Origin of the sequence: Bradyrhizobium sp. LA2.1 (assembly GCF_040547725.1) — a bacterium.
Classification (GTDB): Bacteria; Pseudomonadota; Alphaproteobacteria; order Rhizobiales; family Xanthobacteraceae; genus Bradyrhizobium; species Bradyrhizobium barranii.
This window is the reverse complement of the sequence record NZ_JBEPQI010000005.1, coordinates 1-16,211: the sequence shown is the minus strand read 5'-3', so window position 1 is coordinate 16,211 and position 16,211 is coordinate 1. Positions and strand designations below refer to the sequence as shown.

Sequence of the window (16,211 nt, the reverse complement as noted above, 5' to 3'; positions counted from 1 at the left end):
CGTTTTCCTCTTGTGATTGAGATGAAGATCAGCTCAGGCCGGCAAGCGTCAGGCGGAGTGCATCCCCCCCGGCGCCGGGCTTTCGTGGGTGGCTCGGAGCATCTCCTCGGCGTCGGCGCCGACTACCGCGCGGCTCGGCGCGGGATGCTGCTCGGCGATTTCGATTACTTGTGCAGCGGTAGCGGCCGAGTCGAAACTGGCCGCCTGCATACTGCTCAGCCCCTTCGCGAAGGTGCCTAACGTCTTGCCGTAGAGTTTGCGTTGACCCGACGTCATCCCGTTTGCGATCCGCGCCAAGGCCGAGGTCTTTGCTGAACCACCCGTCTTCATGTTGCCGGTGGTCACCACCACGACCTCAACGCCGAAGGGTTTCAGTTCGGCACGATAGACAGCCGAAAACACCTCGATCGCCGCATACGAAGCTGCCGACGGCCCGCTGAACGGCAACGGCAAGCTCGCCATCCATGTGTTGACCTGCACGATACGGCCGTGCGCCTTCCGTAAAGCCGGCAAGAATGCGTTGATCACCGAAAGAGCACCGAATACGTTGACTTCGAACTCGTGACGGATGGCGTCGAGCAGAAGAATCTCGATCGGACCTTGAGTGAGGATGTCGGCATTGTTAATCAGGAGGTTGAGCCCGGCAGCGCCAAGTGCTTCAGTCACACCGGAGGCCCAAGCCTCCACGCCCATCGCCTTTGTGACGTCGCAGACGGTCAGGCTGACACGTCCGCCGGAAGCGTCCCTGAGATCTTGGACCTCCGCCGCGGACGTCGCTGTGCCGAAGACGATATAGCCCTTGGCGGCGAGCCCGAGCGCGATGTCGCGGCCAAGGCCGGCGCCGGCGCCCGTGACTACGACCGAACGGCCGAATCGTCGAGAAGTGGATACCATCAGGTATTTCCTTCCAGAGACGAAACACTCCTCACGGATTTGCGCCAGCCGCCGCCCGGACAATCGGCGCGACTTCAGTGCCTAGGAGCTCGATCGAGCGCTTCATCGCGGCGGTTTCGAGCGAAGCGGTGCTCATTTGGAATGTGATGCGCGAGACGCCGCCGAGCTCCTCGCTGGCGTGGAGCATCTTGGCTGCGACCGTCCCCGGACTACCAATCAGAAACGCGCCCTCCGGGCCGGCCATTTCTTCGAACTGCCGGCGTGTCGGCGCCGACCAGCCGCGCTCACGACCGATCTTCGTCGTCAAATGCGCCCAGCCGGGGAAGAAGGCATCGCCGGCTGCCGCGTCGGTTTCGCCGACAAAGCCCATGGCATGGATGCCTACCGCGAGCTTTTCGGAATCATGCCCGGCGCGCTCGCCAGCTTCGCGATAGAGATCGACGAGAGGACGGAAACGTTCGAAGCTGCCGCCTATGATCGCGACCATCAACGGAAGGCCAAGCTCGCCGGCTCGCGCGAAGGATTGCGGCGTGCCGCCGACCCCGATCCAGAGCGGAAGTTGCGACTGATGCGGGCGTGGGAAGATGCTTTGGCCATGGAGCGCGGGCCGGAAGCGCCCCTTCCAGGTGATGTTGGTCGATTCGCGGAGCTTGAGAAATAGATCGAGTTTCTCGGCGAAGAGCTCGTCATACGCCATGGTGTCGAGGCCAAACAGCGGGAAGGCCTCACCGAACGAACCGCGACCGACGACGATCTCCGCCCGGCCGCCGGCGATCAAATCGAGTGTCGCGAACTCCTGGAACACGCGCACCGGGTCGGCCGCGCTCAAGACGGTCACGGCGCTCGTCAAGCGGATCTGACTGGTGCGGGCTGCGGCCGCGGCCAAGATGACCGCGGGAGCGGAATCCAGGAACTCTGCACGATGGTGCTCGCCGACACCGAATACATCGAGTCCGGCCCGGTCGGCGACCTCAACCTCCGCGATGAGGTCTGCCATGCGATCGGTGCCGGATGGAAGCTTGCCCGTCGCCGGATCGGGAAGCATGGCCGCGAAGCTGTCGATACCGATTTCCATGAGATGCCTTTCGAGCAGTTAAGCTTGGCGAGATCCCTCGTCGGGATCGAACATCGAAGCGCCCCCGATCGTCGCGGTTGCCGGCACATCGTTCTGCAGAACGTCCCAATGCTCGGCCAGTTTGTCGCCTTCGATCCGGAAGAGATCGACTACGACCTGCGGCACGTCTGCCCAACCTCGGATTCGACCGTGGATCGCGACGAAATTGCCTTCGGCGACCATCAGGCCAGGTTCGTAGTATACGTCGCGCGACGGATTAGCGACGAACGCCTTCAAGGCGTCTCGGCCTTGTGGGATGCCGGGATTGTGCTGGATGTAGGCTGGAGCATAGAGGCGCTCGACAGACGCTGCGTCTCGACGCTGGAATAGAGATGTCATCGCGTCGAGGACCAGCGCCTTGTTTCGCTGGGGCCGATCGTCGGTGACGCGGTCGGGCGGCCGGGTGACAACCAAAGGCCCTGTCATTCGCATGAATTGACCACTCGGCAACGTAGCGAATGAAAGGACTTGGCAGCGGTCGAAGTCCTGGATGTTGGTGACCGTGGCTCTATCCCTCTCTTGCCAACTGACGGCAAAGACGCTGTTGCCGATGGGCACGACCTGAATATCGACGGTTTCGGTCCGGGCCAAAGGCCCCTCTTTGATTTCGAACGTCAATTGCCTCGCGGACAGCAACGTCAGGCTGACTTTGAAATTCGGATAGGATACATCCATTTGCAGTCCAACCGGGTAGTGTTCGGCCACCATTTTGAGCCTTCCTTGCGGGTCGATTGAAACACAAACATTCGGTCGATCGCGGCCGCGACGTCCTCCGCGGATGAACAGTGACAGGCGGTTGGAGATGGATCAGTTTCCTTGCCCGATTCGATCGAGGTCGCCGTAGGCCCCCCGCTGAAAGCGGTTCGGTTCCCAGTTTTCCGGAAAGAGGGGATGACGAGACTAGCCAGCGGACACCCTTCGCAATGCATCGTCCGGACGCCCGTCACCCCCTTCAATTCACTTCGCGGCGCTTGGTACCGGAGTGTTGAGCAATTGCTGTTCCCACATATAAGCGATACCGCTGCCGGCGAAGTGCTGGATGAGAATCTCGGTCAGCTCCTCGACATGCTCGGTGCGCGCCCAATCGCGTTGCCATTCGCCAGCGAGCGCCATCACGGTCATCACATTCGCGCCGGCCGAGATCATTCGCTGGATGGCAATTTCGTGAGACTCCTTCGAAATCCCGCCTGACGCGTCGGTTATCACGGTCACGTCCCAGCCTTCGCCGGCGGCCTGGATGACAGGCATTGCGACGCAGACCTCAGTCCACAGGCCCGCGATGATCAGCTGCTTGCGACCGGTCGCCTTGACGACATTCACCACATTCTCGTCCTGCCAAGTGTTCACCCAGGTGCGATCGATGACTTCCTGGTCCGGAAATACGTCGGTGATCTGCTTAAAGAGAAGTCCACCGCGCGCCGCGATCACGCTGGTGAGAATGGTCGGAACATTGAAGGCTTTTGCGAGCTTCGCCAGCGCGGTCGTGTTGTTGACCACAGCTTGCGGATCGTGGCTGTTCAAGTTCGTGAGCTGATAGGGCTGGTGATCGATCAGAACGAGTACCGAGTCCTCGGGACGAAGAAGCGACGCAAGGCCGTTGCGAAAGGTCATGAATATCCTCTGGTGCCGTTAGATTAGGCTGATTTGTAGGAGACATCCGCCGACTGCGACGATGTCAGCGTGGACACTGCCATTCCCATTTGCGATACGGTAGCGCTGGCGCTCGCCACACTGTGTCGCAAAAGCAGGAACGCTAAAATTGGACATTGAAGAACTGCGAACATTCGTAGAGGTCGCTGACACCGGTGGAGTATCACCTGCTGCGCGCCGGCTCGGGGTCTCCAAGTCGATCGTTAGTCGGCAGCTCGCTCGGCTTGAAGCAGAGCTCGGCGTCCAGCTGCTTGCACGAACCACTCGCGGCGCCGTACTCACAGAGGCGGGTTCCACATTCCGAGATCACGCCGCCAGAGTCTGCGCCGAGATCGATGTTGCCAAGGAAACGATCCTACCCGCAGGTGACCTTCGCGGCCGCTTGCGGATTGCTGCACCACTTACCTTTGGTCCGACTCATCTTGCTCCGGTGCTCGCCGAAATGGCGCGACGTTACCCTCAGCTTGGCATCCACACCTGCTACACTGATCGCTTCGTAGATCTTATCGCAGAGGGTTATGATTGTGCGATAAGGCTTGGCCATCTTCCGGACTCTAACCTGATCGCAAGGCGCGTCGGACCGATCTATGGGAAGTTAGTTGCTAGTCCGGAGTATATCAAAGCGCACGGATCGCCTGAGACACCGGATGAACTCCTCACGCATCAGGCTCTCATGCAGGGCACTGAAACCTGGCAGTTCATGGATGGTGAAAAAACTGTCACGGTTCGACCGCAGGGGCGCTTCAAAGCTGACAACGGCACAGCTCTGGTCACTGCCGCCATAGCAGGACTCGGCATCGCTTATCTCCCCGAGGGCCTGATCCTTGAGCATCTGGCCTCTGGCACGCTTGTTCCGGTCATGACCCGGCACCCAATACGTCCGGCGGGTGTGTTTGTCGTCCGGCCACCAGGCCAGCATCCCGCTCGCAAGATAAGAATCCTCACCGAAATGCTGATCGAGTGTTTCGGAAAAGCTCCGGACATTGTCGGCACTGCACCTGTCTGAGTGGAGCACTGAGCCGAGGTGGGTAAGTGATATGCGCGACCTAGATCCCTCGAGCGTTCGCGAACGGATAGATCAACACTCCCGACGCCATTGCCTGCGGAGCCACGACGACTTGCCGTGAGCCGTCTCTGAACTGGTCGACACTATTGCCAACGACACTCTGGAACTGCACCTGCAACACGCGGGGATGCGTCCACTCGCCGCGCGACCCGAAGGTGATGCTGCCCATAACTGGCGAGAACACCGCGCGTCGCGTGAACTCAGAGAGCGCGACGTCGTCCAGACTTCCCGTACCCTCAATAGCCTGAGCCACGACCTGCATCTGCGAGTAGGCCAATGGCGCCATATAGTGCCCGGCGGTCTCGAAAAAGCCCTCCGTAAGCGCAGCATTGGGATCCTGTCCCGTCGGAATCATCGCGAAGTAGTTTGGGTACTCCAGCTCGTTGTTAGCGCCCAGTCCCATGAGACCGACAAAAAAACGCTGGCGCGGAATGATTTCGGGCATCGCGGCCTGGATGGTGTTGGTGCCGTACCCCCAATGACGAGATCCACCCTATCCTCGTCAACCAGGCGCGCATATAACGACGGCACGCGAGACGCATCCCCTTCATCATCATAGCGGACCAGTTCGACGGGGCGTCCAAGAAGGCCGCCACGACTGTTCACGTCGTCTCGCCAAATGTCGTGTGCCAGCCGCGCGGATTTACTGTTCCCTGATAACGGTCCAGTGAGCGATAAGCAGTAGCCAATCTTGATGGGCGACGAGTCGGACGTCATTGGTCAAGCACCCGGCTGATCGAGAAAAACATGGAGCGACCGGATCACTCCACCTTCGATATGCGCCACATCGATGCCGGTCACAGCAGCGGGGCCGTCCGGTGGTCCGGCACTCCACTGCAGCCGTCCGACACCGCTATGGCCAAGCGCCGGCCGGATCGCGCTGAAGGCGAACTCTGGAGGCAGATGAGCCAGCAGCTCCGTCACGGCTTGCGAAATCGCGTCATGGCCTCGAACCGAACGCTGGGGCTCGTGGAGCTCCGCATCCTCGTCGTAAAGCTCGCGGATCGCCTTTATCCGGCGCAGAGGATCGCGCTCCCCGAAGACGCGCCTGAGGTTCGCCTGCATCATCTCATCATAATCGACCGAAGTCTCCGACGATGCGATTCCCGCCGCGGGGACTTTGGTTTCGTTCGACGCAACCCCATCGCTGTCGGACGTAACCCCAGCGGCGATACGAGCGGTGACTTCCGCAATCCGAGAGCTCGCGGACCGCAGCGCGAGATCTCGCGCTTCAGGTCCATAACCTATCTTCTCTGCAAGAATGAAGGTAACGTCGGCGATCCCGACAAAGCCCAGGAGCTGCTTCAGGTAAGGCTCCTGGAAATCGATCGCCTTCGTCGGTCCCTCCGAATAGACCCCGCCCCGCGGCTCAATCACTATTGCGCGTTTGCCCGTCAGCATTCCCTGCGGACCGGTCTCACCGTATGTGAACGTGACGCGGGGGCGCAGCACGTGGTCGAACCAAGCACGTAGCGACGATGGAATACTGAAATTGTACATCGGGGCGCCGATCACGACAAAGTCGGCGGCCTGCAGTTCGGCGATCAGCTCATCCGAAAGGGCCTGTGTTCTCAGTTCATCGTCCGTCGTGGCGATGGCCCTGATACCCGAAACGGTGGCGGGAGTGAGATGCGGGATCGGCCCGTCGCCGAGCTCGCGGTAAGTAACGACGGCGTCGGGGTTCAACTCCAACAGGCGATGTACGGCGTCCTCGACGAGAATCCGTGATACGGACTCTTCGCCCGCGACGCTGCTATTGACGACAAGGATCTGGCGCACGCAATGCTCCACGTTGCTACGACTATTGGCGTAGCACTGCGGCATGTGCTCCCGTAGCGTCGCAAAGTGACTAGCTGTGTCGCTGAAAGTGGAACATGGGCCGCTATCGTTGAACACGCGCCTGCGCTCGACTAATATCTCCATGTGCCGTGGGCACAGCAATTTCCAAGCTGAACCTACTTAATTCGTATCTTTAGAGACCGCGGCCCCTCCCTATGCGCGAGCTTAGAATGGCCGCGAAGGTCATGCAGTCGTTTGTAATCGACCTTACGCGCTTGAGGATCGATGTATCTTTCGGTCGGGTTCGCAGCTGTCAGGGGATTAGAAGGACGCGGCCGAGAATCTTGTTGTCCTCTACATGACGATGAGCGGCAGCAGCCTGAGCTAGGGGGAACCGACTATCGATCGGCACGGTTAGCCTGCCTTGCGAGAGGTCGGCGAGCATCGTGTCGACAGTTCGACGCACTTCTGGACGTGACAGCACGGTTCCCATGAATACGCCGAGGATCGATTGATTGCGCTGCAGCGCTTGCCAGAGGTCCACCGTCAATAGCCCACCGCCCGCATTTCCCACGGACACCAGGGTTCCTTCATCGCACAGCGCTGCCAGTGAAGTCGCCAAGGTATTGCCCACCGGATCGACGACGAGGTCGACGCCACGATCGTTGGTAAGCTCACGGACCACATCCGCGACGGATTCGCGGTTATGATCGATGACACTGGACGCGCCGAGCTCGATCAGCCCCTTGGCACGATCCTCGCCGCTTGCGACGGCTATCACAGTCGCACCGGCTTGACGGGCAAGCTGCACCGATGCGATCCCGACGCCCCCTGCTGCACCTTGAACCAAGACAGTGCTTCCGCTTGAAAGCCGTCCTCGCGCAAATAGGCAATGGTGAGCCGTCCCAAAGCCAATCGGGATTGCTGCGGCTTCGGCAACGTCTACGCGTGCAGGTAACAACCAGGTCTGTTGCGCCGACACCGCGCGGAGTTGCGCGTGGGAACCGACCAGCCCCCAGGATGTAACCCGATCGCCAATCTTGCGATCCGTGACTTCGTTGCCGATCGCGACCACGGTCCCGGCTGCGGCATAACCGACAATGTATGCAGGATGCGCCGGCGGAGAACTGCGACGGTTGATCACGTCGCCGCCCTCAATGGAAACCGCCTCCACTTGAATCAGGACATCTCCGGAGCCAATCTCCGGATCCGGGGCGTCGGAATAACGAAGCACTTCTGGCGGCCCATTGTGATCATACACTGCAGCTTTCATCGCTACTCCTTCTCGTGCTCAAGGCGGATCGGGACAATTGATGCTGCTGAGAAGCCTGACGGACCGTGCAGCGCCGATACCACCACAAGGGCCACCGCAGATTTTGGTACGATAGTGTTGTGGGGTGCCAATCTGTGTCGCAGAAGGTGGAACGCTAGTGACTTGCGTGTATTGCCGGGAGGCAAATCCATCTCCCGGAGGTCTTGTTCACGCTCGGCGCTGATCCGCCAGTAGCCCCGCTGCCATCAACCGGAACGCGTCGACGGCCTTCGGCAGGGCTAATCTTGGTTCGTCGCTAGCAGCAACCCACAAGGCAGCATTCAATGCCGCTCCGTTAAGCAGGCGCGCCGCGGCTTCGACATCAACGGGTTTGAGGACATGTTCGGAGACGAGGCCCGCAATCGTCTGCTTCGTTACTTGGAGGCAGGCGTTCTGGCTGGGCCATCGCGAGGGATCTCCAAGGAAGGCGGGACCATCGAGCAATACAATTCGCTGCACCTCTGGATCTAGCGCCAACTCGATATAGGCTTCGCTTTCTGCAAGCAGCCCTTCCCAATCATTGTCCGCTGCTGCGCCGGCTTCTTTCGCGCGTGCCGCCATTTCGTCATCGATCCGGGCCACAACAGCCGCGAGCAGCCCCTTCTTGTCGCCAAAATTGTGGTAGAGCGCACCGCGCGTTAAACCAGCTTCCGCAGTCAATTCGTCCATGGAAGCGGCGGCAAACCCTTTCTCGGCGAACGCCTTTCGCGCGGCCGATATGAGCCTGGCTCTATTTTCCTCCATCGTCTCGATACGCCGCTTGGCTACCACCTTCGCCTCTTTTCATATACGGAGTGCATGTGAATTGACATACGCGCCGTATGTCCTATATTCACATACGGACCGTATTTCAATATCCGCTCGTCCGGTCGTTGCTGAACACGATCAGCCATCGCCCGAACGAGGGCAGTGGAAGGAACTACTCCCATGCTACATCGCGAAGCTATTTTCCCTCAGGACCGCCACGCTCTGTACGAGCAGCACGGATATTCGGCGGCGATCCGCTCCGGCGATTTGCTGTTCGTTTCCGGCCAAGTCGGAAGCCGACCCGACGGTTCGCCGGAGCCTGATTTCGAGGCGCAGGTCCGCCTGGCCTTCGCCAATCTGGAGGCCACGCTTGCGGCAGGAGGGTGCACTTTCGACGACATTGTCGACGTGACGACCTTCCATACGGATCCAGAGAAGCAATTCGACACGATCATGACGGTGAAGAGCGAGAACTTCCCGCGAGACCCCTTTCCGAACTGGACCGCTATCGGAGTCAACTGGCTCGCCGGCTTCGACTTCGAGATCAAGGTGATCGCGCGTGTGCCGGACAAATCCTGATCCGTCGCGGTCCGATGCAGCCATCGGCCCGCCGAACGGCTGGGCCAGGCCACAACGGGCGGCAGCAATCGAAAACACAAACGTTACCCGCAAGGGGGCCTGTCATGTCACTGGATCCCATTCTTCTGATCGGCGGATCGGGCGTCGTCGGTCGCCATGCAGCCAGATATCTGCGAGCAGCCGCTCCTGGCGTTCCCCTGCTCATCGGAGGCCGAAATCTCGCCAAGGCGCGGAAAGCAGCGGAGGAGGTCGGGCACGCCGCCGGGGTAGCGCTCGATCTCGCGGCGCCGGACGTGGGTATTGGCGATCAGGAAGTGTGCGCCGTTGCGGTGCTCTTGCGGGACGAGGCCCTGTCCGGCTTCCGCTTTGCCCGGCGACGAAGCCTGCCCTACATTGGAATTTCCACGGGTATCGAGGAGATCGGCATCGAGGTCGCGGGCTTCATGCAAGATCCCACACGCTCGGCGATGACGGATCTATCCGCCGCCCTGCAAAAAGTGCGGCGGCAAGGGGCGGCTACCCGCGTCCTGAAGTCCACGTTCCGACAAGGTCGCGCATGGTGCCGATTGACTTTACCTGCTGCCGCCGCGCGTGCACTTGGCGCCATCAGCCGAAACCCCGCGGCCGGGGGCGCGCGAATTGACGGCGGCAGAGCGGATCGACGCTCGTCGTTCGCGGGTCCGGGCGTCTTAGATTTCAGCACCATCACTTTGACTCGGGGTCGCGCGCCGCGTTGCGATACCGTATGCGCTCAAGCCGTCTGAGCTCGTACGCGCCGGTAACGAGCGTCTCGCATTGCTTCGATCCCTCGCTGCACGTGACCCAAACGGCGGCCCAATCGTCCGCTAAATGGTCCTTCAGAAGTGACATATGGGTCGAGACAGCGGCGTCATACTCAGATTGAAAAAGCAGCCGCGCCTTATCGACGATTTTTCCGAAACATCGAACGTAGACTGCGAGATGAGGAAGCAGGTCGATCATCACGTCGCAGTTCTGAGCGATCTCCTCTCGGGTCTTGCCCCTCACCTTTTTATCCTGGACGAGAGCGTCTCGTTCGATTTGCGGAGAAACCGTTAGCATCTGCTTCGATTCTCCTTTCGAGCTCTGCCAGGTCCGGATGATGCTAAGCGTCTGCCCGATCACTGCCGCACGATGCTGACTATGGTTCCTTAGGGCATCCATAAGACGATAACTGAACTCGGCATCGAATTGCTCCCGGAAAAGCGCTTCGAAGCCAGCGAACTTTCCGGCGAACAATTCACCGGCTTCACTGACCCGGTGCTTCACGGAGTCGACGAATGCCCGCGCGCTCGCCAGGAAATTGATTAGCAGCCTGTTTAGCAGGCGAATTTCCAGGTCGACTTCGTCGGGGAAAGAAGAAACGTTCGCCCGCTGGCCGGCTTCAATGCGAGCAACCGCGACCTCCAGCTCCACCGCGTTCTGTAACACAACGTCGTAGCTTTCTTCCAGATACCAGAGCACGTCGATCACAGCTACCGCCCGACTAAGTTCTCCATGCTGGACTTCGGAAAGCACCGTCGGGTAATCGCCAGTCGATAGATCCGGCGTTTCGGCGGTTGATTCTATCGCGTAGATTGTCGCCATTTTGTCCTTTTGGGCTTTCGCTTAACTACATGAGAACGGCATCGACCCGCGATGAACGCTGGCCTCGCGGGCGGGCCGCCTTCCCCCGTCTTTTTCCCTCTTCTGTGCAGAACAGAAGGCGGTTGGTGCCGATCACGCCGTGATCTCCTCCTGTTGAGCCAATTCATTCCAGAAGGCGGCAATGGCGTCCACGAGAGTCCTGCAATCTTGCTCGGTCGCGAAATACTCGTCTTCGTGCTTCGAGACATTGATCAAGCGACGTTGGTCGTCGATCGCGTCGAGAATATCATTCGCCACGTGTGCTCCGAAGATCATCAATTGGGCGCGGACGCGTTCTACGTGGGAGGCACCGCCCGAACGTCCAGGTAACCGAGCCTGCCAGTTTGGTTTCGGGCTGACATTTCGTTCGTGCTGGCCGTCGAAGTAACCCTTCGTGGCCTTCTCCCACTCGTGATATTCGCGCAGCCACGCACCCTGGATGAGAGACTCGATTACCCAAGCCTCCATCGGCGCCTCGAGCTCGCACATCACTACGTCGCCAGCAAAGCTCAATCGCGCCCGTGCGGCATGATCGCGTATTGCTTCGATCGCATGTTCGACAGCCGTTTCCCTGTGGCCAGCGTGAACGAAACAGTGTCCCGCCGTGCCCTCGATGGTCGGGAAGCGCGGGCGCTTGAGCTTCAAAAGAGCCTCCGGTCTGCGGATGAAAAGGCGGCGGTTAAAGCGGGATGAACGGTGAACACTGTGGGGTCGACCGTGTTGCATCCGTGTTGCATGGAGCAGACGGTACTACGCTTAACCCATTGTAATCCAACGTACTGGGCGTAATGGGCGTAATGGGCCCATTGGACCGCAATTTGACAGGCGAACGAAGCGCGTACGCCGAGAAATGCGCGTATTTATTGGGTTTCTCGAATTCGAGCGTTGGCGATCCCGGGAAGACTCGAACTTCCGACCTACGGTTTAGGAAGCCGTTCTCTTGCACGGAAAAACAATGACTTACCTGCGGCGTATTGCAAATGTGTTGCTTCGACCGAATCGGCGATGAGCTTCCTCACCATGGAAGCTGCGCTCCGGAAGCTCGTGGCAATCCAGTTCGTGCATGTCGCGACTCGGGCCAATCTTGTCGAGCAAAACGAGCGCATCGCCTTGATGGTCGGCAAAGCGCGGCGCAAACTCTCGACCATGGACATTGTGGGGTTGCGGGAATATTCGCTGCATGGCCTGTCGATGGACACCAATCCTGAGGTTATGTGCCTCGACGGGCCAGCACCATGAGGCGGCCAGTCGGCGTATCATAGACGTTCTCGGTCACCTGCGCGGTTAATCGGCGGCCGGAGTATAGTCCCCGCCCGCGCTGATCCGGATCAAGGATGCGGCGCTTGCCCAGCAGGGCTGAGTGTTCGTGCACGCGCTAGTTGCTCGCCGGGCGAGCCGATGTGTGGCCGACCCGGGTCCGGCAATGGCTCATCAGATATTGGAGCCGTTGAGAGGCAAGACCTAGCGCGGCCATCTCGGCTCCGTCGGCGCCCTCACCGCCTGCATTTCTGGCGAGTTCAGCCTTGAGGATGCCGTCAATTCTCCGTTCGATTTGGTCCAGTTCGGCCTCGCTCTTCGCCATCCTGATTTCGTTGCCAAGCTCGTAAAGCGGCTCCAGCATACTTTCCGATCCGCTGCCTGAGCGGGCGAAACGCCAGGCTGCCACGAGGATGGAGATCAGAGAGCCGAGCAGCAGCGACCCGTAGTAAAGCTTGTCATCGTATTTGTCGAAGAAGCTCTGCTGGTTGCCATTGTAATAGGTCGCAGCCCCCGGATGGATCGGGATCAACGCGTCCGCATCCGTGCTCGGCGCCGCGGCCTGGGCCAATATCGGAAACTGTGACAGCAGATCCCGTTTTGCATCGACCAGCGACTGCGCCAGATCGGTAATGGCGTCGGCATTGACTGACTTGTTGGCGACGAGAAAATACGACAAGCGCAGCGACGTCAGGTCATCGGAGGGAACCGGCGGAGCGCCCCGCAAGGTGCCCTTCGGGATGTCATAGCTCTCGTAATACTGCGCGACGTTGGCGACCGCGCCAGCCGACCCGATTTCGATCAGTTTTGGCCCCGACCCTTTAGCGCGTTCCTGGTGAAAGAACTGCCTGACTTTGGCGAGGTATTTCTCCGTTAGCGGAACAACGGCCAGCAACGCGTGAACTTTTCCTGATGCGAGCGACGCCGCAGCGTCGTTGATGGCACATTCTGAAAGGTGACCTTGGCGCGGTCGAATTGATACACCTGCTTGAGGGCCTCAACTGTCGGAGCGTTGACGGCGCCGCCGACGACGCCAATGGTCGTATCGTGCAAGTCACCGAGGCTGTCGGCGCTGACAGCCGCGGGCGTCACGATCAGGACCACCCCATGGGTCAGGAGCAGAACGCTCCGCGCGTCCGCCAGGCCTCTGGTATCGCCGCGAACGACTGCAAGATCGGCGTTGCCCGCCGCCAACAATTCGGCGGCCTTCGCTGAACTTCCCGCATCGCTGACCTTCAACAGGACATGCGAGTTCGACGCCGACAAGCGCGCTGATATCGCCGAGATCAGCGGCAGCGACTCGCCATCGGCCGACCCGGCAGCCACGATGAGCACAACAGGCTTTGCGAAGTAGCGATACCCAAACCATCCGCTGCCGATCGCCGCGGCTGTGGCCGCTCCGACAATCAATATCCTGAGCCATCGCGGCCACAGATTGATTGCGAGGGTGCTCATGGCATCACGATACGAACGCCAGGATCAGGCCGCATACCCCCAAGGAAACATTGATACCCGCCTGCTCCTTCACCGAGAGCGGCAGCAGTGCAATGGTAAGGTTTGAACCACCAAACAGTATGTTGGCAACTGTCCGCTTCGCAATGGGCAACATCAGCAGGTCTCCTATCATCGAACACTAGACCTAGCGAATGGCGCTCTTGTCTCAATCGGCCTTCATCCGAACTCCCAGTTTCGCCCGCTCATCCTTGAATACGACAGCGATGGCTTCGATGATGAGTTTGTCAGGATTTGCCTTGCAGTACTGGATCACCTCATGCTCCACGACCTTTCCCTTCCTGAGATCCAGGTAGTGCTTCTTGGCCAGACCGTTGTACCAACCGCTGTACCAGGACGTCAGGGCGTCCGCGTCTTCCTGGTAGGTGCCCGCGAGTTGGGCGCATGTCAGTTTCTGCACATCGATGAAGCCGTTGCTGTCGACATAGGTCGACAGCGGCGTCTGGGCGAGAGCGCCGGAGCAAGCGATCGTCATAGCAACTGCAAGAAGGTGGCAATACCGCATTCTGAAATCCTCTATCTCTTGTTCGACTTGGGCGTTCCGCGGCAGGCGCGCTTTGCTCAAGGAACCGATCGCAGTTGAAGCGCTGACAGACCAAGTGTGACATCCAGCGCGACCGAGCCCTCGACTGACACAGGTTGCAGTGCGAAGCTTCTGTTGGATCCGCCGACCAGAACGTTTGCCCCAACCCCAACGCCCAACGCCACATCACCGCTTGCACCAACATAGGTGCCAGCCAGAGCGCCGGCAGGAACGCCGGCGCTGGGCGCCAGAACGCCCCACGCCAAAGCGCCGCCACCGATTATCCCAATATCAATTCCCACCGTGTTGAGGGCCCCCTCGTAAAGTTGCGGGGGACCGGGCATGGATGGCGCGAAGCGGCACTCCATCGACTGGTGTCCGACGATAATGAAGCCAATGCTCGGGTTAAGCCTACAGCTAAGCATACCCGTCTGGGTCCATGTCGGCGCCTGGGCCGAAGCAGGACCGGCAAGTGCAACCAACGTTGCACAAAGAGCCAATGCCTTAGGACTCATAATAACGCCTCCCCGCATCTTCCATTTCAAAATCGATAATTGATGCCGCCGCGGAAGGTGTTGAGCTTGTCAGTGCTTGCGCCCGTGCCGACCACCTGCGTGAAAAGATATTCACCCTTCAAGGACCAGTTAGGTGTGAAGCCATATTCGATGCCCAGGCCTGCAACGATGCCAGGGCGCCAGGCGGAGGCCGCACAATTCGGGAGCACACCGAGCGTACCGCAAGGCAAGCCCGCAACTGAGGTGCCATTGGCGCTCGATTTCACAAATGCCGCACCGCCGGTTACGTAGAACAGCGAGTTATTCAAAGCGACGCCAACGCGTGCTCTTGCCGTTCCAATGGCGCTGACCTTGGACGCGATATCGAGCGTAATACCCTGCCCGATGCCAGCGATAGCCGGATTTGAGATGCCCTTGCCCTTGATGTTCGCCCAATCAAGATCACCCTCGAGGCCGATCACCACATATCCCTGCTGGATCTGGGCGCCCATAGTGCCGCCGAGCATCCCGCCACTGATATTGAAGCTTGTACGGTCGAACCTGTTAGAGACGAACGTCAGCGGATCTTGCGAGCCCCAGCCGTAACCTCCGTTCACGCCGACATAGAGGCCGGTCCAGTTATAGACCTGGGCCACCACGGGCGCGCTCCTATAGGCCTGCACAGGAAGGTCTGCCGCAAAGGCGCCGGTAGCACTGACTGCAGCAAACGCTGCTCCAAAAATAAACTTCTTCATGTCGTTCATCACGAAAACTCCGCTCCAAAATGGCCAAGAGGCCGACGAGGGCCAGCTGCCAAGCCGGCCTTTGCGTTAGCTAGCAAAGATCAGTATGCCGCAACGACGGGTCCACCGAATTTGTAGTTCACGCGCACGGTGATCAGATCCACATCTTGGCTGATCCGATTGACCACAGCAGCAGCGCCTGCCGGTACCGAGAAGGAATTGTTGGCACTACCCATGATCAAGCGATCGTATTCCATGGCGGCCGACCAGTTCGGCGTGAAGCCGTATTCGAACCCAACGCCGATGGCGCCGCCCCAACGGGTTGAGGTCGCATAGTTCAGGCCAACGCCTCCAAAAGTGGTCGCTTGAAGAAGGTTGTTGTTCGTCACCGCCGCGCCGCCTTTCAAATACAGCAACGCTGCGTTCCAGGCGTAGCCAACCTGGCCGGTGAAAAGGCCCAAGCTAGTAACCTTGGAAGAATCGGCAAGAAGCGGATCAACAACACTCACGTGTGAACTGCGCATGCTTGCCCAGTCGCCCTGGCCTTCCAGACCGAACACAAACTGACCAGCCTGCCAACGGTAGCCGACCTGTCCACCGATGACGCCTCCCGACTGACTGTGGCAACCGTCGGGAATGACCGCGCCACCTGCCGGTACGACACCCCAGCAATTACGGCTCGTTCCATAGCCGCCGTTACCGCCGATGTAGAAGCCGGTCCAGTCGTAGACCGCAGCCATCAAGGGGGCCTTGACCGGGGCGTAGGTTCGCTGCGGCAGGTCGGCGGCGAACGCAGGGACTGCGAATGCAGCGAACGCAGCAGCGGCGAGTACGATCTTTTTCATTTTTGAATCCTTTGGAAACACACATCAGCCGCAAGTTCGCGGGCCTGTACCG

21 protein-coding genes and 1 pseudogene are annotated in these 16,211 nt (G+C 59.7%); 4 read left to right on the top strand and 18 right to left on the bottom strand.

From position 1 onward, the window contains the following. Window positions 1–48: 48 nt before the first annotated feature. From ABIB95_RS10475 to ABIB95_RS10460, 4 genes are all read right to left on the bottom strand, one after another. Window positions 49–894, bottom strand: a complete 846-nt coding sequence (locus tag ABIB95_RS10475; protein WP_354239146.1) for an SDR family NAD(P)-dependent oxidoreductase — start codon at window positions 892–894, stop codon at window positions 49–51. A gap of 31 nt (window positions 895–925) precedes the next feature. Then, window positions 926–1,969 carry an LLM class flavin-dependent oxidoreductase gene (locus tag ABIB95_RS10470; RefSeq protein WP_354239144.1) on the bottom strand — a complete coding sequence of 348 codons (1,044 nt, stop codon included), beginning with the start codon at window positions 1,967–1,969 and terminating at the stop codon, window positions 926–928. Window positions 1,970–1,987: 18 nt separating this feature from the next. After that, entirely contained in the window at window positions 1,988–2,716 is a 729-nt protein-coding gene (locus ABIB95_RS10465; protein ID WP_354239142.1) for a nuclear transport factor 2 family protein, read from the bottom strand. A gap of 249 nt (window positions 2,717–2,965) precedes the next feature. After that, window positions 2,966–3,619 carry a hydrolase gene (locus tag ABIB95_RS10460; RefSeq protein ID WP_247312522.1) on the bottom strand — a complete coding sequence of 218 codons (654 nt, stop codon included), beginning with the start codon at window positions 3,617–3,619 and terminating at the stop codon, window positions 2,966–2,968. A gap of 148 nt (window positions 3,620–3,767) precedes the next feature. Between ABIB95_RS10460 and ABIB95_RS10455 the strand changes: the two genes are divergently transcribed. Further along, a complete protein-coding gene (locus ABIB95_RS10455; protein WP_247312520.1) occupies window positions 3,768–4,664 on the top strand; it encodes a LysR family transcriptional regulator in 897 nt (298 codons plus the stop codon). Between the two features lie 40 nt (window positions 4,665–4,704). On the opposite strand, the gene ABIB95_RS10450 is transcribed toward ABIB95_RS10455, so the two are convergent. The 5 genes from ABIB95_RS10450 to ABIB95_RS10430 form a co-directional block, all read right to left on the bottom strand. Beyond that, window positions 4,705–5,169 carry a type 1 periplasmic-binding domain-containing protein gene (locus ABIB95_RS10450; protein ID WP_354239139.1) on the bottom strand — a complete coding sequence of 155 codons (465 nt, stop codon included), beginning with the start codon at window positions 5,167–5,169 and terminating at the stop codon, window positions 4,705–4,707. After that, window positions 5,076–5,441: an ABC transporter substrate-binding protein gene (locus ABIB95_RS10445; RefSeq protein ID WP_354239137.1), complete on the bottom strand. Its 366-nt coding sequence runs from the start codon at window positions 5,439–5,441 to the stop codon at window positions 5,076–5,078. The genes ABIB95_RS10450 and ABIB95_RS10445 overlap by 94 nt, the downstream gene beginning before the upstream one ends. A 3-nt stretch (window positions 5,442–5,444) precedes the next feature. After that, window positions 5,445–6,503: an NAD(P)H-dependent oxidoreductase gene (locus ABIB95_RS10440; RefSeq protein WP_354239135.1), complete on the bottom strand. Its 1,059-nt coding sequence runs from the start codon at window positions 6,501–6,503 to the stop codon at window positions 5,445–5,447. Between the two features lie 313 nt (window positions 6,504–6,816). Continuing rightward, window positions 6,817–7,776: a quinone oxidoreductase family protein gene (locus ABIB95_RS10435; protein WP_247312511.1), complete on the bottom strand. Its 960-nt coding sequence runs from the start codon at window positions 7,774–7,776 to the stop codon at window positions 6,817–6,819. Between the two features lie 207 nt (window positions 7,777–7,983). Beyond that, window positions 7,984–8,559, bottom strand: coding sequence for a TetR/AcrR family transcriptional regulator (locus ABIB95_RS10430; protein ID WP_247312625.1), 576 nt, complete (start codon window positions 8,557–8,559; stop codon window positions 7,984–7,986). 183 nt (window positions 8,560–8,742) lie between these two features. Here ABIB95_RS10430 and ABIB95_RS10425 point away from each other — a divergent pair, with 183 nt between their 5' ends. Together ABIB95_RS10425 and ABIB95_RS10420 are read left to right on the top strand one after the other, a co-directional pair. After that, window positions 8,743–9,141 carry a RidA family protein gene (locus tag ABIB95_RS10425; RefSeq protein WP_247312506.1) on the top strand — a complete coding sequence of 133 codons (399 nt, stop codon included), beginning with the start codon at window positions 8,743–8,745 and terminating at the stop codon, window positions 9,139–9,141. 104 nt (window positions 9,142–9,245) lie between these two features. Next, window positions 9,246–9,905: a Rossmann-fold NAD(P)-binding domain-containing protein gene (locus ABIB95_RS10420; protein ID WP_247312503.1), complete on the top strand. Its 660-nt coding sequence runs from the start codon at window positions 9,246–9,248 to the stop codon at window positions 9,903–9,905. On the opposite strand, the gene ABIB95_RS10415 is transcribed toward ABIB95_RS10420, so the two are convergent. Together ABIB95_RS10415 and ABIB95_RS10410 are read right to left on the bottom strand one after the other, a co-directional pair. After that, on the bottom strand, window positions 9,847–10,746 hold the full coding sequence (locus tag ABIB95_RS10415) for a hypothetical protein (RefSeq protein ID WP_354239132.1): 900 nt from the start codon (window positions 10,744–10,746) through the stop codon (window positions 9,847–9,849). The two genes, ABIB95_RS10420 and ABIB95_RS10415, sit on opposite strands and share 59 nt — an antisense overlap. Before the next feature lie 132 nt (window positions 10,747–10,878). Further along, the gene (locus ABIB95_RS10410) at window positions 10,879–11,430 is read right to left on the bottom strand and encodes a hypothetical protein (RefSeq protein WP_354239130.1); all 552 of its coding nucleotides are present in this window, start codon (window positions 11,428–11,430) and stop codon (window positions 10,879–10,881) included. Window positions 11,431–11,790: 360 nt separating this feature from the next. Between ABIB95_RS10410 and amiF the strand changes: the two are divergent. Further along, a pseudogene (gene amiF, locus ABIB95_RS10405) lies at window positions 11,791–12,015 on the top strand (formamidase); the annotation flags it as partial. A gap of 145 nt (window positions 12,016–12,160) precedes the next feature. Here the strand turns inward: amiF and ABIB95_RS10400 are convergent. The 7 genes from ABIB95_RS10400 to ABIB95_RS10370 form a co-directional block, all read right to left on the bottom strand. Further along, a complete protein-coding gene (locus ABIB95_RS10400; protein ID WP_354239128.1) occupies window positions 12,161–12,937 on the bottom strand; it encodes a type 2 periplasmic-binding domain-containing protein in 777 nt (258 codons plus the stop codon). Continuing rightward, the gene (locus tag ABIB95_RS10395) at window positions 12,916–13,497 is read right to left on the bottom strand and encodes a TAXI family TRAP transporter solute-binding subunit (RefSeq protein WP_354239126.1); all 582 of its coding nucleotides are present in this window, start codon (window positions 13,495–13,497) and stop codon (window positions 12,916–12,918) included. The genes ABIB95_RS10400 and ABIB95_RS10395 overlap by 22 nt, the downstream gene beginning before the upstream one ends. A gap of 4 nt (window positions 13,498–13,501) precedes the next feature. After that, complete coding sequence (locus ABIB95_RS10390) at window positions 13,502–13,651, bottom strand: DUF992 domain-containing protein (RefSeq protein ID WP_354239124.1); 150 nt, start codon at window positions 13,649–13,651, stop codon at window positions 13,502–13,504. A gap of 51 nt (window positions 13,652–13,702) precedes the next feature. Continuing rightward, window positions 13,703–14,059 carry an HdeA/HdeB family chaperone gene (locus ABIB95_RS10385; RefSeq protein ID WP_354239721.1) on the bottom strand — a complete coding sequence of 119 codons (357 nt, stop codon included), beginning with the start codon at window positions 14,057–14,059 and terminating at the stop codon, window positions 13,703–13,705. 56 nt (window positions 14,060–14,115) lie between these two features. After that, on the bottom strand, window positions 14,116–14,592 hold the full coding sequence (locus tag ABIB95_RS10380) for a DUF992 domain-containing protein (protein ID WP_354239122.1): 477 nt from the start codon (window positions 14,590–14,592) through the stop codon (window positions 14,116–14,118). A 26-nt stretch (window positions 14,593–14,618) separates the two neighbouring features. Beyond that, complete coding sequence (locus ABIB95_RS10375; protein WP_354239120.1) at window positions 14,619–15,335, bottom strand: outer membrane protein; 717 nt, start codon at window positions 15,333–15,335, stop codon at window positions 14,619–14,621. A gap of 80 nt (window positions 15,336–15,415) precedes the next feature. Beyond that, entirely contained in the window at window positions 15,416–16,159 is a 744-nt protein-coding gene (locus tag ABIB95_RS10370) for an outer membrane protein (protein WP_354239118.1), read from the bottom strand. Window positions 16,160–16,211 lie beyond the last annotated feature (52 nt).